The organism is Novosphingobium sp. APW14 (assembly GCF_032337075.1).
Taxonomy (GTDB): domain Bacteria; phylum Pseudomonadota; class Alphaproteobacteria; order Sphingomonadales; family Sphingomonadaceae; genus Novosphingobium.
This window is the reverse complement of the sequence record NZ_JAVYAB010000001.1, coordinates 215,789-231,704: the sequence shown is the minus strand read 5'-3', so window position 1 is coordinate 231,704 and position 15,916 is coordinate 215,789. Positions and strand designations below refer to the sequence as shown.

Annotated in this window: 14 protein-coding genes; 9 read left to right on the top strand and 5 right to left on the bottom strand. The window is 61.8% G+C overall.

The genetic code is table 11. From position 1 onward, the window contains the following. The first annotated feature begins 88 nt into the window (after positions 1-88). The 3 genes from ilvB to ilvC are packed head-to-tail and all read left to right on the top strand — an operon-like array spanning position 89 to position 3,437. A complete protein-coding gene (ilvB, locus tag RQP55_RS01210) occupies positions 89-1,831 on the top strand; it encodes a biosynthetic-type acetolactate synthase large subunit (RefSeq protein WP_315608351.1) in 1,743 nt (580 codons plus the stop codon). A gap of 13 nt (positions 1,832-1,844) precedes the next feature. Next, the gene (gene ilvN, locus RQP55_RS01205; protein ID WP_315608618.1) at positions 1,845-2,360 is read left to right on the top strand and encodes an acetolactate synthase small subunit; all 516 of its coding nucleotides are present in this window, start codon (positions 1,845-1,847) and stop codon (positions 2,358-2,360) included. Positions 2,361-2,417: 57 nt separating this feature from the next. Further along, positions 2,418-3,437 carry a ketol-acid reductoisomerase gene (gene ilvC, locus RQP55_RS01200; protein ID WP_315608350.1) on the top strand — a complete coding sequence of 340 codons (1,020 nt, stop codon included), beginning with the start codon at positions 2,418-2,420 and terminating at the stop codon, positions 3,435-3,437. 119 nt (positions 3,438-3,556) lie between these two features. On the opposite strand, the gene RQP55_RS01195 is transcribed toward ilvC, so the two are convergent. Next, positions 3,557-4,213, bottom strand: coding sequence for a response regulator transcription factor (locus RQP55_RS01195; protein WP_315608349.1), 657 nt, complete (start codon positions 4,211-4,213; stop codon positions 3,557-3,559). A 591-nt stretch (positions 4,214-4,804) separates the two neighbouring features. Here RQP55_RS01195 and RQP55_RS01190 point away from each other — a divergent pair. The 5 genes from RQP55_RS01190 to RQP55_RS01170 all read left to right on the top strand — a co-directional run bounded on the left by RQP55_RS01190 (position 4,805) and on the right by RQP55_RS01170 (position 10,096). Continuing rightward, entirely contained in the window at positions 4,805-5,392 is a 588-nt protein-coding gene (locus tag RQP55_RS01190) for a helix-turn-helix transcriptional regulator (protein WP_315608348.1), read from the top strand. A gap of 108 nt (positions 5,393-5,500) precedes the next feature. Then, the gene (locus RQP55_RS01185; RefSeq protein ID WP_315608347.1) at positions 5,501-5,965 is read left to right on the top strand and encodes a hypothetical protein; all 465 of its coding nucleotides are present in this window, start codon (positions 5,501-5,503) and stop codon (positions 5,963-5,965) included. Positions 5,966-6,059: 94 nt separating this feature from the next. Beyond that, positions 6,060-6,812: a hypothetical protein gene (locus RQP55_RS01180; RefSeq protein WP_315608346.1), complete on the top strand. Its 753-nt coding sequence runs from the start codon at positions 6,060-6,062 to the stop codon at positions 6,810-6,812. Between the two features lie 40 nt (positions 6,813-6,852). Continuing rightward, complete coding sequence (locus RQP55_RS01175) at positions 6,853-9,258, top strand: hypothetical protein (RefSeq protein WP_315608345.1); 2,406 nt, start codon at positions 6,853-6,855, stop codon at positions 9,256-9,258. After that, entirely contained in the window at positions 9,227-10,096 is an 870-nt protein-coding gene (locus tag RQP55_RS01170) for a hypothetical protein (protein ID WP_315608344.1), read from the top strand. Before RQP55_RS01175 ends, RQP55_RS01170 begins: the two co-directional genes overlap by 32 nt. 102 nt (positions 10,097-10,198) lie before the next feature. On the opposite strand, the gene RQP55_RS01165 is transcribed toward RQP55_RS01170, so the two are convergent. The 3 genes from RQP55_RS01165 to RQP55_RS01155 are packed head-to-tail and all read right to left on the bottom strand — an operon-like array spanning position 10,199 to position 12,948. Further along, a complete protein-coding gene (locus RQP55_RS01165) occupies positions 10,199-11,326 on the bottom strand; it encodes an epoxide hydrolase family protein (protein ID WP_315608343.1) in 1,128 nt (375 codons plus the stop codon). Between the two features lies 1 nt (position 11,327). Beyond that, the gene (locus RQP55_RS01160; RefSeq protein WP_315608342.1) at positions 11,328-11,747 is read right to left on the bottom strand and encodes a PaaI family thioesterase; all 420 of its coding nucleotides are present in this window, start codon (positions 11,745-11,747) and stop codon (positions 11,328-11,330) included. A gap of 1 nt (position 11,748) precedes the next feature. Beyond that, complete coding sequence (locus tag RQP55_RS01155) at positions 11,749-12,948, bottom strand: serine hydrolase domain-containing protein (RefSeq protein ID WP_315608341.1); 1,200 nt, start codon at positions 12,946-12,948, stop codon at positions 11,749-11,751. Between the two features lie 254 nt (positions 12,949-13,202). On the opposite strand from RQP55_RS01155, the gene leuA reads away from it, so the two are divergent. After that, entirely contained in the window at positions 13,203-14,879 is a 1,677-nt protein-coding gene (gene leuA / locus RQP55_RS01150; protein ID WP_315608340.1) for a 2-isopropylmalate synthase, read from the top strand. Here the strand turns inward: leuA and RQP55_RS01145 are convergent. Further along, positions 14,876-15,916 carry an alcohol dehydrogenase family protein gene (locus RQP55_RS01145; RefSeq protein ID WP_315608339.1) on the bottom strand — a complete coding sequence of 347 codons (1,041 nt, stop codon included), beginning with the start codon at positions 15,914-15,916 and terminating at the stop codon, positions 14,876-14,878. The genes leuA and RQP55_RS01145 overlap by 4 nt on opposite strands.

Sequence of the window (15,916 nt, the reverse complement as noted above, 5' to 3'; positions counted from 1 at the left end):
CGCGAGTTGGAGAGGGCGACCCGGCACAGGCAACTGTGCCGGGTTGGTTCTTTCAAGGGCGCCGGAGATTACGCGAAGGACTGTTACGGTGAGTGAAGAGCGCAGCGGCGCAAGCATCCTGGTCGAAAGCCTGGTCCGCCAGGGGGTCGAATTCGTCTTCGGTTATCCCGGAGGCGCGGTGCTGCCGATTTACGATGCGCTGTTTGCCGATCCCCGCATTCGCCACATCCTGGTCCGGCACGAGGCCGGCGCTGCCCATGCGGCAGAGGGCTATGCCCGCTCCACCGGCAAGCCCGGCGTGGTGTTGGTAACGTCCGGCCCGGGCGCAACCAATGCGGTTACCGGGATTGCCGATGCCTTCATGGATTCGATCCCGCTGGTGGTGATCACCGGCCAGGTCGCAACCGGGCTGATCGGCTCGGATGCGTTCCAGGAAGCTGACACGGTGGGTATCACCCGCCACTGCACCAAGCACAATTATCTGGTGAAGGACCCGTCGGACCTGGCCGCGACCATCGACGAAGCCTTCCAGATTGCCACGCAGGGCCGCCCCGGCCCGGTGGTGATCGACATTCCCAAGGACGTGCAGGTTGCCGTTGCCAGCTTTGGCGATGGCGCACCGCAACGCGCCAACCGCTATACCCCTACCCTGCGCGGGACCGACAAGGACATTGCCCGCGCGATTGAACTTCTGGCCGATGCCCGCGCGCCAATCTTCTATACCGGCGGCGGCGTGATCAATTCCGGCCCACGTGCCACCGAACTGCTGCGCGAACTGCAGGCGAAGACCGGTGCGCCCGTCACCTCGACGCTGATGGGGCTTGGCGCTTTCCCGGCTGATCACGCCGATTGGCTGGGCATGCTGGGCATGCATGGCACCTATGAAGCCAACATGGCGATGAACAAGGCAGACCTGATGGTCTGCATCGGCGCCCGCTTCGATGACCGCGTCACCGGCCGGCTGGATGCCTTTGCGCCGCATTCGACCAAGATCCACATCGATATCGACCGGTCATCATTCAACAAGACCGTCCCGGTCGATCTGCCGATCCTGGGGGATTGCACCCTGGTGCTGGAGCAGCTGCTGGCCGCCTGGGGAGATCGCAAGGCCCAGGACCTGACCGAGTGGAAGGCCCGGATCAATGGCTGGCGCGCCCGGCAGAGCCTGGCCTATCCCAGCAGCAAGCAGGCGATCATGCCGCAGCTGGCGATCGAACGGCTTTATGAACTGACCAAGCACCGCGATCCGGTGGTTGCCACCGAAGTGGGCCAGCACCAGATGTGGGCGGCGCAGTATTTCCCCTTCTTTGCCCCGAACAAGTGGCTCACTTCGGGCGGGCTTGGCACGATGGGCTATGGCCTGCCCGCCGCAATCGGTGCGCAGCTGGGCAATCCGGACAGCCTGGTGATCGACATTGCCGGCGATGCCTCGATCCAGATGAACATCCAGGAACTGGGCACCGCCACGCAGTACCGCCTGCCGGTCAAGGTCTTCGTGCTCAACAACGAATGGATGGGCATGGTCCGCCAATGGCAGGAACTGACCTATGAAAGCCGCTATTCGGAAAGCTATTCCGATAGCCTGCCCGATTTCGTGAAGCTGGCCGAGGCCTATGGCTGGAAGGGCATCCGCATCGAGGATGAAAGCCAGCTGGATGCCGGCATCCAGGCGATGATCGACCATCCCGGCCCGGTGATCGTCGATTGCCTGGTCCACAAGGAAGCCAACTGCTTCCCGATGATCCCATCGGGCGCAGCGCATACCGACATGATCCTCTATGGTGACAGCGTTGCCGGGACCATGGACGACGAAGCCAAGGCGCTGGTGTAAGGGGCAGGCCATGATGAAGATCAAGCAACAGGAAGCCGAACGGCACGTCCTGACCATCACCGTCGATAACGAAGCGGGGATCCTCGCCAAGATCGCCGGTCTGTTCACCGCGCGCGGCTATAACATCGATAGCCTCACCGTGGCCGACATTACCGAGAACCACGCGGTCAGCCGGATCACCATCGTCACCCATGGCCCGCCAGCGGTGATTGACCAGATCCACGCCCAGCTCGAACGGCTGGTGCCGGTGCACAAGGTGATCGACCTCACCGAAATGGGTGCCCACGTGGAGCGCGAGCTGGCGCTGGTCAAAGTGGCCGGGGTTGGCGAAGCGCGGGTCGAGGCCCTGCGCCTGGCTGACGTGTTCCGCGCCAAGGTGGTCGATACCACAACCTCCAGCTTCATCTTCGAATTGACCGGCACGCCGGACAAGATCGACCGCTTTGTCTCGCTGATGCGCGAACTCGGGCTGGTCGAAGTGGGCCGCACCGGGGTGGTCGGCATGATGCGCGGGGCCGAAGCGGCCTGATTTCACACAACTACCGCCCGGCAAGCGCTGGGCACTCTGCAAAAGAATGGGACTGACATGAAGGTTTACTACGACGCCGATTGCGACCTGAACCTGGTCACGGGCAAGAAGATCGCCGTCCTTGGCTATGGCTCGCAGGGCCACGCCCACGCGCAGAACCTGCGCGACAGCGGGATCAAGGACGTGGCAATCGCACTGCGTCCCGGCTCGGCCAGCGCGCGCAAGGCCGAAGCCGCCGGCTTCAAGGTCCTGTCGAACGCCGAAGCCGCCAAGTGGGCCGACATTCTGATGATCCTCGCCCCCGACGAGCACCAGGCCGCGATCTGGGAAAACGATCTCAAGGGCAACATGAAGCCGGGTTCGGCCCTGGCCTTCGCCCACGGTCTCAACATTCACTTCGGCCTGATCGAAGCCCCGGCTGATATCGACGTGATCATGATCGCGCCGAAGGGCCCGGGCCACACCGTTCGCGGCGAATATCTGAAGGGTGGCGGCGTGCCGTGCCTGGTTGCCGTCCACCAGGATGCCACGGGCAATGCCCTCGACGTCGCGCTCGCCTATGCCTCGGGCGTTGGCGGTGGCCGCTCGGGCATCATCGAAACCAACTTCAAGGAAGAATGCGAAACCGACCTGTTCGGCGAGCAGGCCGTGCTCTGCGGCGGGATCACCCACCTGATCCAGGCCGGCTTCGAAACCCTGGTTGAAGCCGGTTACGCACCGGAAATGGCCTATTTCGAATGCCTCCACGAAACCAAGCTGATCGTTGACCTGCTCTATGAAGGCGGCATTGCCAACATGCGCTATTCGATCAGCAACACGGCCGAATATGGCGACATCACCACCGGCCCCCGCATTATCACCGCCGATACCAAGGCGGAGATGAAGCGCGTGCTGGCCGATATCCAGTCGGGCCGCTTTGTGAAGAACTTCGTGCTCGACAACCGCGCCGGCCAGCCGGAGCTGAAGGCTGCCCGCAAGGCCGCCGAAGCCCATCCGATCGAGCAGACCGGCGCCCGCCTGCGCGCCATGATGCCCTGGATCGGCGCCAACAAGCTGGTCGACCAAGACAAGAACTGAGCCGACCTACCCGGCCAAAACAATGCCTGCCGCGCCCTCACGCGTGGCAGGCATTGTTGTTTGACCGCTGCCTTTCCGGCACAAACCAGGCTCTGGCACCACCCACCCAGAATGCGCGGTCAGCCCTCTTCTGGCGGTCTAAGCTCCATGGTCAATTGCTGCGGCTGACGCACCTGATGCCACTGTTGCTTGGATCCCAGGCCGGCCGCAAAAGCGATCGCCAGCACTTCTGCCAGGCTTGTTGAATCCAGCTTGGCCATCACATGCGCGCGATAGACCTCCACCGTCCGCGCGCTGATTCCAAGATCATGAGCAATTGTCTTGTTCGGAAAGCCACAGGCAAGACCATGCAGCACCTGCCGCTCGCGTTCGGTTAGCCTGGCCAGTGCGGATTGGGCCCAGTCCCGATTACGGCGCAAGGCCTCTTTATCCGCAAGCGCCGCGAAACCATCGTCCAGCGCACCAATCAGCCGATCCGGCGCAAAGGGTTTTTCGATGAAGTCCCGCGCACCCGCCTTCATCGCCTCAACCGCAAATTCAATCTCGCCATGACCAGTCAGAATGATCACGGCGATGGATTGCCATCCGCGCGTCAGGCGCTCTAGCATGGCAAGCCCGTCCCGCACCGGCATCTGCAAATCGAGCAACAGGCAAGCGGGATCGGTACAATCCGCGCATCTCAGGAATTCGGCACCATTGCTCCAGGCAACCGTCTTGTAGCCGGCATTGCGCAACATGAAATCCAGCCCACGGCGGGCCAGAGGATTGCCATCCACAATGTGAACCAACCCTCCCCGTTTGGCCGCATGATCCATCTTAGACCTCCGACATGGCTGGGATCGATCCCTGCCACCTGGCAAGTTCGATCGTGTCCAAATCCAGATCGACCGTCACCCGCCGGACCTGCCCTTCTCCGACGCATGTCAGCAACCTGCCCTCCACCTCCCGGATGTTGCGATCAACTCGGCACGAGAAGGGATTAAGTGACTGCAGAATAGGACAAATACCAATAGCGCCTGACGCCTCTTTGTTTGACAGCTCTCCGCCTGACTGCGATCATCAGATCCTTATCGACTAGTAAAGATACTTATATTGAGCAATGTCAACGAACGGTAACCAGGCGTGCAAATTTATCGATTCGGCACACGATTCTGCGACAAGCGCCCATAATGTGTCGACAATACAATAACTTACTTTTATTGACGGCCGAGCGATTACCCCACCCGCAGATTGAATACGTATTATTACGTATTTCGACACCTTCCGGCCACTGTGCATGTTGCCAACTCGCCATCGAGCGGGGCCTTGGCGATTACCTCATCACCTCGCAACCGGATCGCATCTAGTCTCTCAGGGGATGTGTCGGCATGAACTTGCTCCAGGATCCGCATACCGCCAACAACACCGAGATACGCTCAGCCTGTTTTGATCAGGCAGAATACGCCTACGTGCTGATCGAGCGCGATCTTTCCGTTGTTGATTGCAATCGAAGCGGCGCCCGCCTGCTTGCGGGCAAGACGATTTACCGCGATGCGCAAGGCAAGCTCGCCCTCACAGGCGACCGCGGCTCCACCAAGCTGCGCTTCAATGTGGAGCAGGCCCTGAACCGCGGTTCATCGCGTACTCTGTTTTCTCTTACCCCGCGGGTCTGGCTCAAGCTCGAATTGACCAGAGTTGAAACACGTCAGCAGTGCCACGCACTGGTCCTTCCCCGCACGATCCAGCTTGATGCAACGCCTGATGTCGAGGCTGCAACGCGCCTGTTCGGTTTGACTGACTGCGAGAGCGCAGTTCTTATCGGCGTAGCCCGGGCGCTGCGCCCAAAAGAAATTGCTCGCCACCTGGATGTGTCAATTCACACTATTCGCGCACATATACGATCAATTTACGCCAAAATGGGCGCTCATTCAGCAGTAGAAATGCAGAAACTGGTAACCATACTCGAAGATCAATAGTCAATTTTGATTACCTATCATTGTTAGCAATCTGTGTGATTTCGAATCGTATTACGAAAAATAAACAGCGGATGCCCTGATCGAAGGGTTCCACTGAAAGGAAACGTCATGAAAAATCTCAAGTACGCCGCTTGCAGCGTTCTCGCCTCGTTGTCGATGGCTGGTGCAGCCCATGCTGGCACCCTCACCACCACCGGTTCGATCCCTGCGGTTTGCAAGGTCGACGTGACCCAGCGCAGCTTCGACGTGACCAAGACCACGCTGCAGAACATTGCTGGCGTGCTGGTGACTTGCAACCAGGCCGGCAGCAAGAGTCTGACAGTTGATGCCACCAATGGCCACTTTGACGGTCCGGGCTTCACCAGCGTCGACTACACGCTGACGCTCGACCTCGATGGCGGTCTCCTGCCGTTCAACAACACCAATCTCGGCACGGCTCCGGTCAGCTCGCCGATCGGCGCACCTGATGCGACGGTTGCGGGTGGCCTGCCGGGCAACTTCTCTATCACGCTGCTGAGCCGGCCTTACCTCGCCGGCACCTACAGCGAGAGCTGGGACGTCACCGTCGGGTGATGCCTAGTTGGGCGGGACGGGCGTCATCAGCCAAGCCCCCCGCCGAGAGGCACGCCCTCCCGCCCAATCCTTTTTCTGCAACAGGGAGATTTCGATGAACGCCTTTGTCCGCGCAAGTGTGCTGGCTATCGCCTTGGCGTGTGCCGGGGGTCTCAGCGCCTACAGCGTTCAGCCGATGATCTACACTCTTAACCCAACCGGCACTGGCGCTACCACGCGGCTGACCGTTTCCAACACCCGCGATGCCGTCCTGAATGTCGAGATCGAACCCTATCGCGTCGTTGCTGATGAAGACGGCAAGCGGACCTTCACCCCGGCGCCTGAAGACTTCATCGTCTTCCCTCCGCAAAGCAGCATTCCGCCAGATCGCAATCAGGTGTTTCAGATCCGCTACACCGGTCCAGCCGACCTCGCAGCCGGCCGCACCTATGTGCTGCGGGTACGCCAGACGAACACGATCGAACTGGCAAGGCCGGCCGAACCCGATGCGACGACCAGTACGCACCTTGGCATGTCGATCAATTTCAACACGACCGCGATCGTTCAACCTCGGACTTTCCAGCCTAACCTGGTGGTTGAAAAGGATCTTGCCCCCGGGGTCGACGGCGCATTGCATGCCCGCCTGCGTAACGACGGCTTGGGCGTCGCCGACCTGGGCCGCGCGACATGGCAAGTTGTGACCAATACTGGCCGCGAGGACATTCAGGTCGATACGGTCAAATATGGCGATGCCGTTTTCCTTGATCCGGGAGCCAGCAGAGAAGTTACACTGGGCAACAAGCCAGGCGCCGTCGGCCATCTGGAAGTGCGGCCCGCGGGGGGCAACCGTGGGCGCTCACCGCAATAGAACGGGTCCGCCGGCCCTTCGCCCGATCCCTATCGGCACCTTGCTGTTCGCGCTCGCCGCCTTTTCAGCGCGGGCGACGGCAGCCGAAGCCCCACCATCGACCAGCGCGACCGCAACCCTCAGCGAGATCGAAGTTCCGCTTGTGCTGAATGCCACACTGCTGGGTGAGCTTTCCGTGCGGGTCGATCCGACCGGCACCCAACCCGGTGATGTCGATGCGCTGCGCTTGATGACCTTGCTACGCCGCTCCATGCCGGAGCAAAGCCTTGCGCCCCTGACCCAGCGGATCGGCAATCGCGCGCGTGTGCCGCTGGCAGAATTGAGCGGACTACCGTTTACGATCGAGTTCGACACCGGCAATCTGCAGTTGCTCGTCACAGCCAGCACCGATCTGATGCGCGTCTCGCGCATTGATTTGAGCGGTTCGGACACTCCTGACCTGTCTGGCTATCAGCCTCAGTCACGATTTGCTGGCGGGTTGGCAATCGCCGCAGAGCAGCAGTGGCGCCATTCCGGGCCAAGCGCAGGACGCGAGCCACTGCGATTGACGCTCGACGGCTTTATCACCGCGGGCCCCTTTCCCGGCATCACCCTGCGAGGCGGAGCGGATTTGATCGAACGAACTGATCGCAGCGGCTTTGCTGTGGTGCGCAACCCGGTCCGCGCCAGTTATGATCTTTTCGATCAGGCTTCTCACCTTACGGCGGGTGAGATTACGCCGCCAACGACCGGATTTCAGGGCTCCGGGCCGCTGCTCGGATTCGCCGTGGCGCGGGATTTCAGCGCCATCAGGCCATTTGAAAATGTTCGCCCCGCTGCCCGCGGGTTCATAACCCTGGACCGCCGCTCCACGGTGATTGTGGAGGTCAACGGCCTTGAAACGCGCAAACTGTTGTTGGAACCCGGACGCTATGAGCTGGCGAACATCACCGGTCCGTTTGGTGCCAGCCTGGCGCGGCTCTACATCGAAGATGATCTTGGCCGCCGCGAAATCACCATGGCCAGCTTCTTTACCGCAGCCACGCTTCTGGGCGATGGCCTGTCGGAGTTTGGCTTTTCCGTTGGCAAGATCGGTTCCGGCAGCGGCCGCTACAACGGCCCATTCGTTGCCAGCGGCTATCTCCGGTGGGGCGCCGGCAATCAGATCACGCTAGGAGGCGGTGCACAGTTTGCGGACGGTAACTGGCAGACTTCGGGCGAGATAATCTGGGGCACTGTGCTGGGCGTTATCCGCTTGCAAGGCGCGCTCAGCCATGTCGAGGGTCAGGCTGGCCGCTCGGCAAGCCTTGACTGGCTGCACACCACCGAGTTGGCCCAAGGCAAGCTCAACCTGGCCCTTGCCGCATCGGTTACCAGTCGGCGCTTCGGTTCACCTTTCGACAGCCTGCCGCCTGATAATGACAGTCGCTGGCGCATCGATGCGCGTGCCGACTGGCAACGCGGCGCCTGGGGCCTGATCGCCGCTGGCAGCTTCAACGGCACGCGGAGCGGCAGCGCAGAACAGGGCTATAGCCTGACCGGTTACTGGAGCGGCCAGCGGCTGAGCCTGACCGCCTCTGCCGGAGCTTCCAGGTTTGGCGCGGGCCGCTGGGCAGCGCGCGCCTCAGTTGGCATCTCGCTGCGCCTCGGGCGGCGCGGTAATCTCTCGCTGCGCGGAGACAGCTACCGCTCGTCCGGCTCACTTGAGCTCGCCCGCTATCCACGCGATGAAATCGGCGATCTTTCCGGCCGGGTCCGGCTGGATCGCGATGACCGACGACACGGCGCGACGGGAAGTCTGCGCTATTTTGGCAACCGGCTGTTGGTGAATGCCGATCAGGACTGGTATTCATCGGCCACACCAGACCTGCCCGATCAGCGTTTCACCCGCTTGCGGCTTGCCACGTTCGTTGGCTTTGCGGATGGCATGTTTGGGATAGGTCGACCGCCGACCTATGGCTTTGCCATCTTCAAGCCCCACTCCAGCCTTGGTTCTGCGAAAGTCCTGGTGCGGGATGAGGCCGGCTTCAAGGTCGGTCGCCCTGGCCTGCTAGGGCCAGCGCTGGTGCCATTAAACCGTTCGTTCTCTCCGATAGAGCTGACGGCCGATGCCGATCCGCTGCCTGCCGGCTATAATATCGGTGACCCCAGACTAAAGGCCTTCCCCGGCAGCGCTTCAGCCTATGGGGTGCGGATCGGGTCGGATGCCTGGCGCATTGCCAGCGGGTTCCTGCTTACACCCAATGGCCCACTCGCCGGGATCGCCGGGACGGTTGAAAAAATCGGCGACAAAAAGTTCGAAAAGCGCCTGTTCTTCACCAATTCCGCAGGACGCTTTGCAGTCGATCAGCTTTCGCCGGGTGAATACCGGATGATGATTGGCGAGCACGAGCTGGCCCGCTTCAAGGTGGATCCAAATGCAAAAGGAATGATCGATGTTGGCAAAATCACTGTTGCCCGCCCCTAAGTGGCTTACCTGCATGTTATGCGCCGCGATGCTGGCCGAGGGCGCTCCGACCATTGCCCAGCCTGCGACCTGCCCCGTCACGATCACCGCCTTCAGTGTGGAAGGTGCGCGTTACGATCCCCTTGGCGATGGGTTTTCCGGCACTATCACCGCGCAGGTCGAAAGCCGCACAGATGAACCCTGCGAAGCCGAACTCCAGTTGACGGACAGCAGCGGCAGCCGGCTTCGCTTGCTTGATCTGCCTGGTTATACCCTTCCGCTCCGCCTTGAGCTGCTTGCCGCGCCGGGCGTGACCCCCCTTGCCCATCCTGCCACGGCCCGGTTTCTGATTCCGACCAACTCCCCCCCATTGAAGGTACATTGGTTAGCCTTTGCTCAGGCCAGTCAACTGCTCCCGCCGGGCGACTATGCAATGCCAATCACCGCCCGGAGCGGCGATGCAAGCCTGACATCACAGTTGGCCTTTGCCAGCCCAGCACGGGCGCAGGTCAGCTTTGCTGGCGGCAGCCCAAACCAGACAATTGACCTTGGCGTGCTGCAACCGGGCAAACGGGGCCGCGCCGTCTTGCAAGTGCGCGCCAATACCCACCCCTCGATCACATTGGTCTCTGCTAACCGAGGGCATCTCAGCAACGTCAATGTGCCCGGTGCAACGATACCCTATGCCCTCACACTTGATGGCACGCCGATCGACCTGCGCAGTGAATGGCGTCAAGCCATGACCGTACCAACCAACCAGCATGGGCAAATGCTGCAGATTGAAGTTTCAATTGGCGAATTCGCTGGCGCGCTGGCCGGCTCATACCGAGACGATGTAACCATCGAGATCTCGCCCTGAATTAGCCCAGCCGGCCCTGGCGCTTCTGCTTAACGCCTGTACCGCCTTTTGCGGTGGAGCCCCCCAGCTGGCCCCAGCCCCATCAGCGACCAAGCGGATGGTTTACGCCATCGCGCCGAACGCCAGACGCAGCTCGCGCACAAACGCCTCGGGCTGTTCCCAGGCAGCGAAGTGCCCGCCGCGCTCCATGTCACCCCAGTGGACCAGTTTGCGGTAATTGCGCTCCGCCCATTTGCGCGGGGTTGGCAGGATCTCTCGCGGAAAGGCGCTGGCCGCAACCGGAATGACGATTTCCTGCGGGGCGAAGCTGCCGAAGCTCTCCCAATAGAGCCGCGCCGATGACGCCCCATTGGCCGGCAGCCAATAGAGCATGATGTTATCAAGCACCTGATCCCGGCTCAGCGCATCCCAAGGTGATCCACCATTGTCCGTCCAGGCCCAGATCTTTTCCAGAATCCAGCCGGCGAGCCCGACCGGGCTGTCAACCAGGCCATAGCCTACGGTTTGCGGCCGGGTCTGTTGCTGCTTGGAATAGCCCGAGTCCCAATCCTGATAATGCTTCAGCGCGCCAAGCGCCTTAAGCTCTGCCGGGGTCGGATTGGCCAGGTCTGCTTCGGTCGGACGGCCGATAGGCATGTTGAGGTGAATTCCGGCGCAACCGGGAACCTGCTGGACCGCGATCGCCGTCGTCACGGCTGAACCCCAGTCCCCGCCCTGCGCGAACCAGCGATCATAACCCAGCCGCGCCATCAGTTGGCCCCAGGCCCGGCCAATCTTTTCCACCCCCCAGCCGGTGACCTTAGGCTTGCCCGAAAAACCATATCCGGGGAGCGAAGGCAGGACGATGTGGAAAGCCGGAGCGGCCGGATCGTCCGGATTGGTGAGCCGATCGATCACCCCCATGAATTCGATCACCGAGCCAGGCCAGCCGTGGGTCATGATCAGCGGCATGGCGTCTGCGCGGGCCGAGCGAACATGCAGGAAATGGATATCCAACCCGTCAACCTCGGTGATGAACTGGCCCAGCGCATTGAGCCGCGCTTCGCAGGCACGCCAATCGTATTGGTTGCGCCAATAGCTGACGAGGTCTTTCAGCGCCGCCAGCGGCGTCCCTTGCGACCAGTCGGCAACCGGCTCCTTTTCCGGCCAGCGGGTCAGGTCGATCCGTGCCTTGAGGTCATCCAGTTCCGCTTCGGGAACAGCAAGCGTGAACGGCCGGATCATGCTCATCCTATCCCCCAATTGCCGCCTTGGCCGCGGCTTCCACCTTGGCCCGATCAAACAAAGTTGCGGTCGATGTACCCTTGGCAAGAAGATTGCCGGCTTCGTCGAGCAGCCGCCCTTCCAGGAATGCGGTCTTGCGGCCACGCCGTTCGATCCAGCCCTCGGCCACGACCAATCCGGGACGGACCGGTGCGAAAAAGCTGACCTTGATCTCAAGGCTCATCGGCGTGATGCCATCGCCCATCGCCGCAATCACCGCATGGGCCATGGCGGCATCGATCCAGCCAGTGACGAAGCCCCCCTGCACCACGCCGCCCGAATGGCACATGCCCGGCTTGGCGATGTATTCAAGCCGCGAGCGGCCTTCGGGGTTCATCTCGACAATGCGGTGCAGGCCCATCGTCTCATAGAGGCTGTCGACACTCATCTTACACGAGCGCCGAGTAGATCAGCGTCTTGAGCTCGCGCCGGATCGGATAGGTGCTACTGGGCGCCAGCTGAGTCATGAAGACCATGGTGATCTCCTCAACCGGATCGACGAAGAAAGCGGTCGAATACATCCCGCCCCAATAGAATTCACCGACCGAACCGGGGATCATCGTCCGCACCGGATCGAGATTGACTGCAAAGCCCAGGCCGAAGCCGACCCCGGCGTTGGTGGCTTCACTGAACAGCGAGCGCGACCAGGACGCCAGATCACCATCATCCGGCAAGTGGTTCAGCGTCATCAACTCGATCGACTTGCGGCCGAGAATGCGCGCGCCATCCAGTTCGCCGCCGTTCAGCAGCATGGTGTTGAAGCGATGATAGTCAAGCGCAGTGGAAACCAGCCCACCGCCGCCGGATAGCAGCCGCGGCTGCCTGGCCCACATGCTTTCAGCCCCGCGATCGGCGAGCACCTTGCCCTTCCCGGGCACGAAGCTGTAGCAATCGGGCAGGCGATGGGTCTGTCCTTCCGGCACCATGAAGCCGGTATCGTCCATCTTCAGCGGCGCGAAGATGTGCTGGCGGAAATATTCGTCGAGCCGCTGGCCCGATACCCGCTCCACCACCGCGCCCAAGACATCGGTCGAAACCGAATAGTTCCAGGCCTCGCCCGGCGAAAACTCGAGCGGCAGCTTGCCCAGCGCGCCGATGAATTCATCCAGCGTCAGGTTGCCGTGCCAGTTCTCGATCTTCCCTTCGCGGTAAGCGGCATCGATGTTGGTGCGGTTCTGGAAGCCATAGGTCAGGCCCGAGGTATGGCGCAGCAAGTCAACCATCTGCATCGGGCGGGCGCAGCCCTTGGTCAGGAACGGCACGCCAGCCCCGCCGCCGTTGTAGACCGCCAGATCCTTAAACTCGGGCAGCACGTGATGGACCGGCGTATCAAGCGAAACCTTGGCCTGTTCCAGCAGTTGCATGAAAGCCACCGATGTGACCGGCTTGGTCATGGAAGCGATGCGGAAGATCGTGCCTTCGTCGATCGGCGCTGCCGCCCCTTCGCGCGCTGCGCCTTGCGAAAAGAAATGCACGATCTCTCCGCGATGCGCGACCAGAACCTGCGCATGCGGCAGCTTGCCGCTATCGAGATAGCGTTCTTTCACGAAAGCGGGAATGCGGTCGAGGCGGGCGGGATCGAATCTCATTCGGTCTTTCCAATGGCTATGTTCGGCAACCCTATTGCCGCGTGTGTCGCGCCAAAGCAACGAAAGTGCGATGCCCGCTTTACAGGCGCCGCTCGGGTTGCCATAGGCTTAGCCCATGATTTCTCCGCTTGGCCTTACCCTGCGACTTACACGCCCTTGGGCGTGAGCTGGCGTGCCATCCAAGGGTGCGCCGCAGCGCCCAAGGGAACAGAGAGCACCGCCTGATAGTCGCAGTTCCAAGTCGAGACCACGCCATGACCATGCTGAAGAACCCCGGGGTCAAGTACCGCCCCTTCCCGCCCATCAACCTGCCTGACCGGCAGTGGCCCAGCCGCGTGATCGAAAAGGCACCGCGCTGGCTTTCCACCGACCTGCGCGATGGCAACCAGGCGTTGATCGACCCGATGGGGGCTGAAAAGAAGAGCCGGTTCTTCGATCTGCTGCTGAAGGTTGGCGTCAAAGAGATCGAAGTCGGTTTTCCGGCCTCTGGCGCGACCGATTTCGATTTCATCTCCGGGCTGGTCAAGGCGGGGCGAATCCCGTCGGACGTCACCCCGCAAGTGCTCACCCAGTCGCGCCGCGACCTGATCGAGACCACCTTTGCCAGCCTTGAAGGCGCGGAAAAGGCGATCGTTCACGTTTACAACGCGGTCTCTCCAGCCTGGCGCAGGATCGTCTTCGGCATGAGCCGCGCAGAGATCAAGGCCATCGCGATCGAAGGCGCCAAGGTCATGCGTGATCAGGCTGCCAAGTACCACGGCACCAACTGGCAGTTCGAATATTCGCCAGAGACCTTCTCGACCGCCGAGGTCGATTTCTCGGTTGAAGTCTGCGCAGCAGTGATGGACGTGCTCCAGCCGACCACCGACAACCCGATCATCTTCAACCTGCCGGCCACGGTCGAATGCGCGACGCCCAACGTCTACGCTGACCAGGTCGAGCTGTTCGGGCGCTCGATCCCGGATCGCGACAAGGTTGTGATCAGCCTGCACACCCATAACGACCGCGGCACCGGCATTGCCGCCTGCGAGCTGGGCCTGATGGCTGGCGGTGACCGTGTTGAAGGCTGCCTGTTCGGCAATGGCGAGCGGACCGGCAACTGCGATATCGTGACAGTAGCCTTGAACATGTACACACAAGGCGTTGATCCCGAATTGGATTTTTCGGACATCGACGCCATCGCCAAGACGGTGGAATACTGCAACCAGCTGCCGATCCATCCGCGCCATCCCTATGTCGGCGAACTGGTCTACACCTCATTCTCCGGCAGTCACCAGGACGCGATCAAAAAGGGGTTTGCCGCCCGCGAGCAGCAGAACGACGAAACCTGGGAAATGCCCTACCTGCCAATCGACCCGGCCGACCTGGGCCGCGATTACGAAGCAGTGATCCGGGTCAATTCGCAATCCGGCAAGGGTGGATTCGCCTGGGTGCTGGAACAGGACCAGGGGCTGAAGATCCCCAAGAAGATGCAGGCGCACTTTTCCAAGCACGTTCAGGAGCTGGCCGACGAAGTGGGCCGCGAACTGTTTGCCGAAGATATCTGGACCGTCTTCCAGAAGACCTATCACCTCAGCACGCCGCAGCATTTCCAGCTGCTGGATTACGAGGAATCAAAGGCCCCGGATGGCACCCGCGTTTTCGCCGGGAAGATCGCGGTTGATGACCGCGAGCAGTCGGTTTCCGGGCGCGGCAACGGCCTGATCAGCTCGGTCGTCGCCACGATTGCCGAAACCTTTGGCGTCAAGCTTGAGGTGAAGGACTATGCCGAACACGCGATGACTGCGGGTTCTGACGCGCGCGCCGCCGCCTATGTCGAATGCACCGGACCAGACGGCAAGACCGTTTGGGGCGTGGGTATCGATGAAGACGTCGCCACGGCCTCGGTCCGCGCCGTGCTGAGCGCGGCCAATGGAGCGGCGCGAGCCTAATCCGGCAGCAAGACCATCTTCAGCGCGCCGGCTTCGCGCGCCTCGAACAGCCGGTAGGCCTCCGCCCCTTCACTTAGTGGCAGGCGGTGGCTGACATAGCGTTCGGGGCGCAGCCGGCCCGACTGGACCAGCGGAAACAGGGCGGGCAGTTCCTCGGGTACCGAACAGGTCCCGACGCGGAAGGTCAGCCCGGCGGCAAAAGCACGCTCCAGGGGGAAGGCAAAGCGCTTGCTCTGCTGCACCCCGATCACCGAAACCGTGCCGCGCCGCCGCACCAGCCGCAGGGCAAAGTCAACCGTGGCATCGCTGCCGACAACCTCTACCACGCAATCAACCTTGTTGCCGTGCGTGTCGTCCTTGATCCGCTCCAGCGCCTCATCGGGGTGAAGCGCGATTGCACCGCAGGCCTCGGCCATGGCGCGGCGCTCGGGAATGGGATCGATCGCGTAGACAACATGCGCGCCCATTACAAAGGCGCTGTCGACCGCCATTAACCCGATTGGCCCAAGGCCGACGACCGCCACGCTTGACCCCGGCCTGATATCGGCGTTGCGCGCGCCGAACCAGGCGGTGGCAAGCGCATCCGTCATCATCAGCGCCTGTTCCATCGAAACGCCATCTGGCACCGGCACCGCGTTCATGTCTGCAGCCGGCACCCGTACCGCTTCCGCCTGAGAGCCTTGCAACTTGGCGGAGAGCCCATAACAGGCCCCGGCATTAAACTCGCAATTGGCGACATTGCCCGCAAGGCAGGAGCGGCAGTCACCGCAGCCCACAGCCGCAGGCAGCATGACCTTGTCGCCCACTTTCAGCCGGTGCACGGCCCGCCCCACTTCGACCACCTCGCCCACTGCTTCGTGGCCAACGCAGAAGCCCACGTCCTCGGAAAAGCCGTGGCCATGGTAGATATGCAGGTCAGACCCGCAGATCGAGCAGGCCGAAACCTTGATCACGGCATCGCGGTCTGACTGCGGCGTGGGATCGTCCATCGCCTCATACCGGACATCGCGCGCGCCATAGTATCGCAGGGCCTTCAT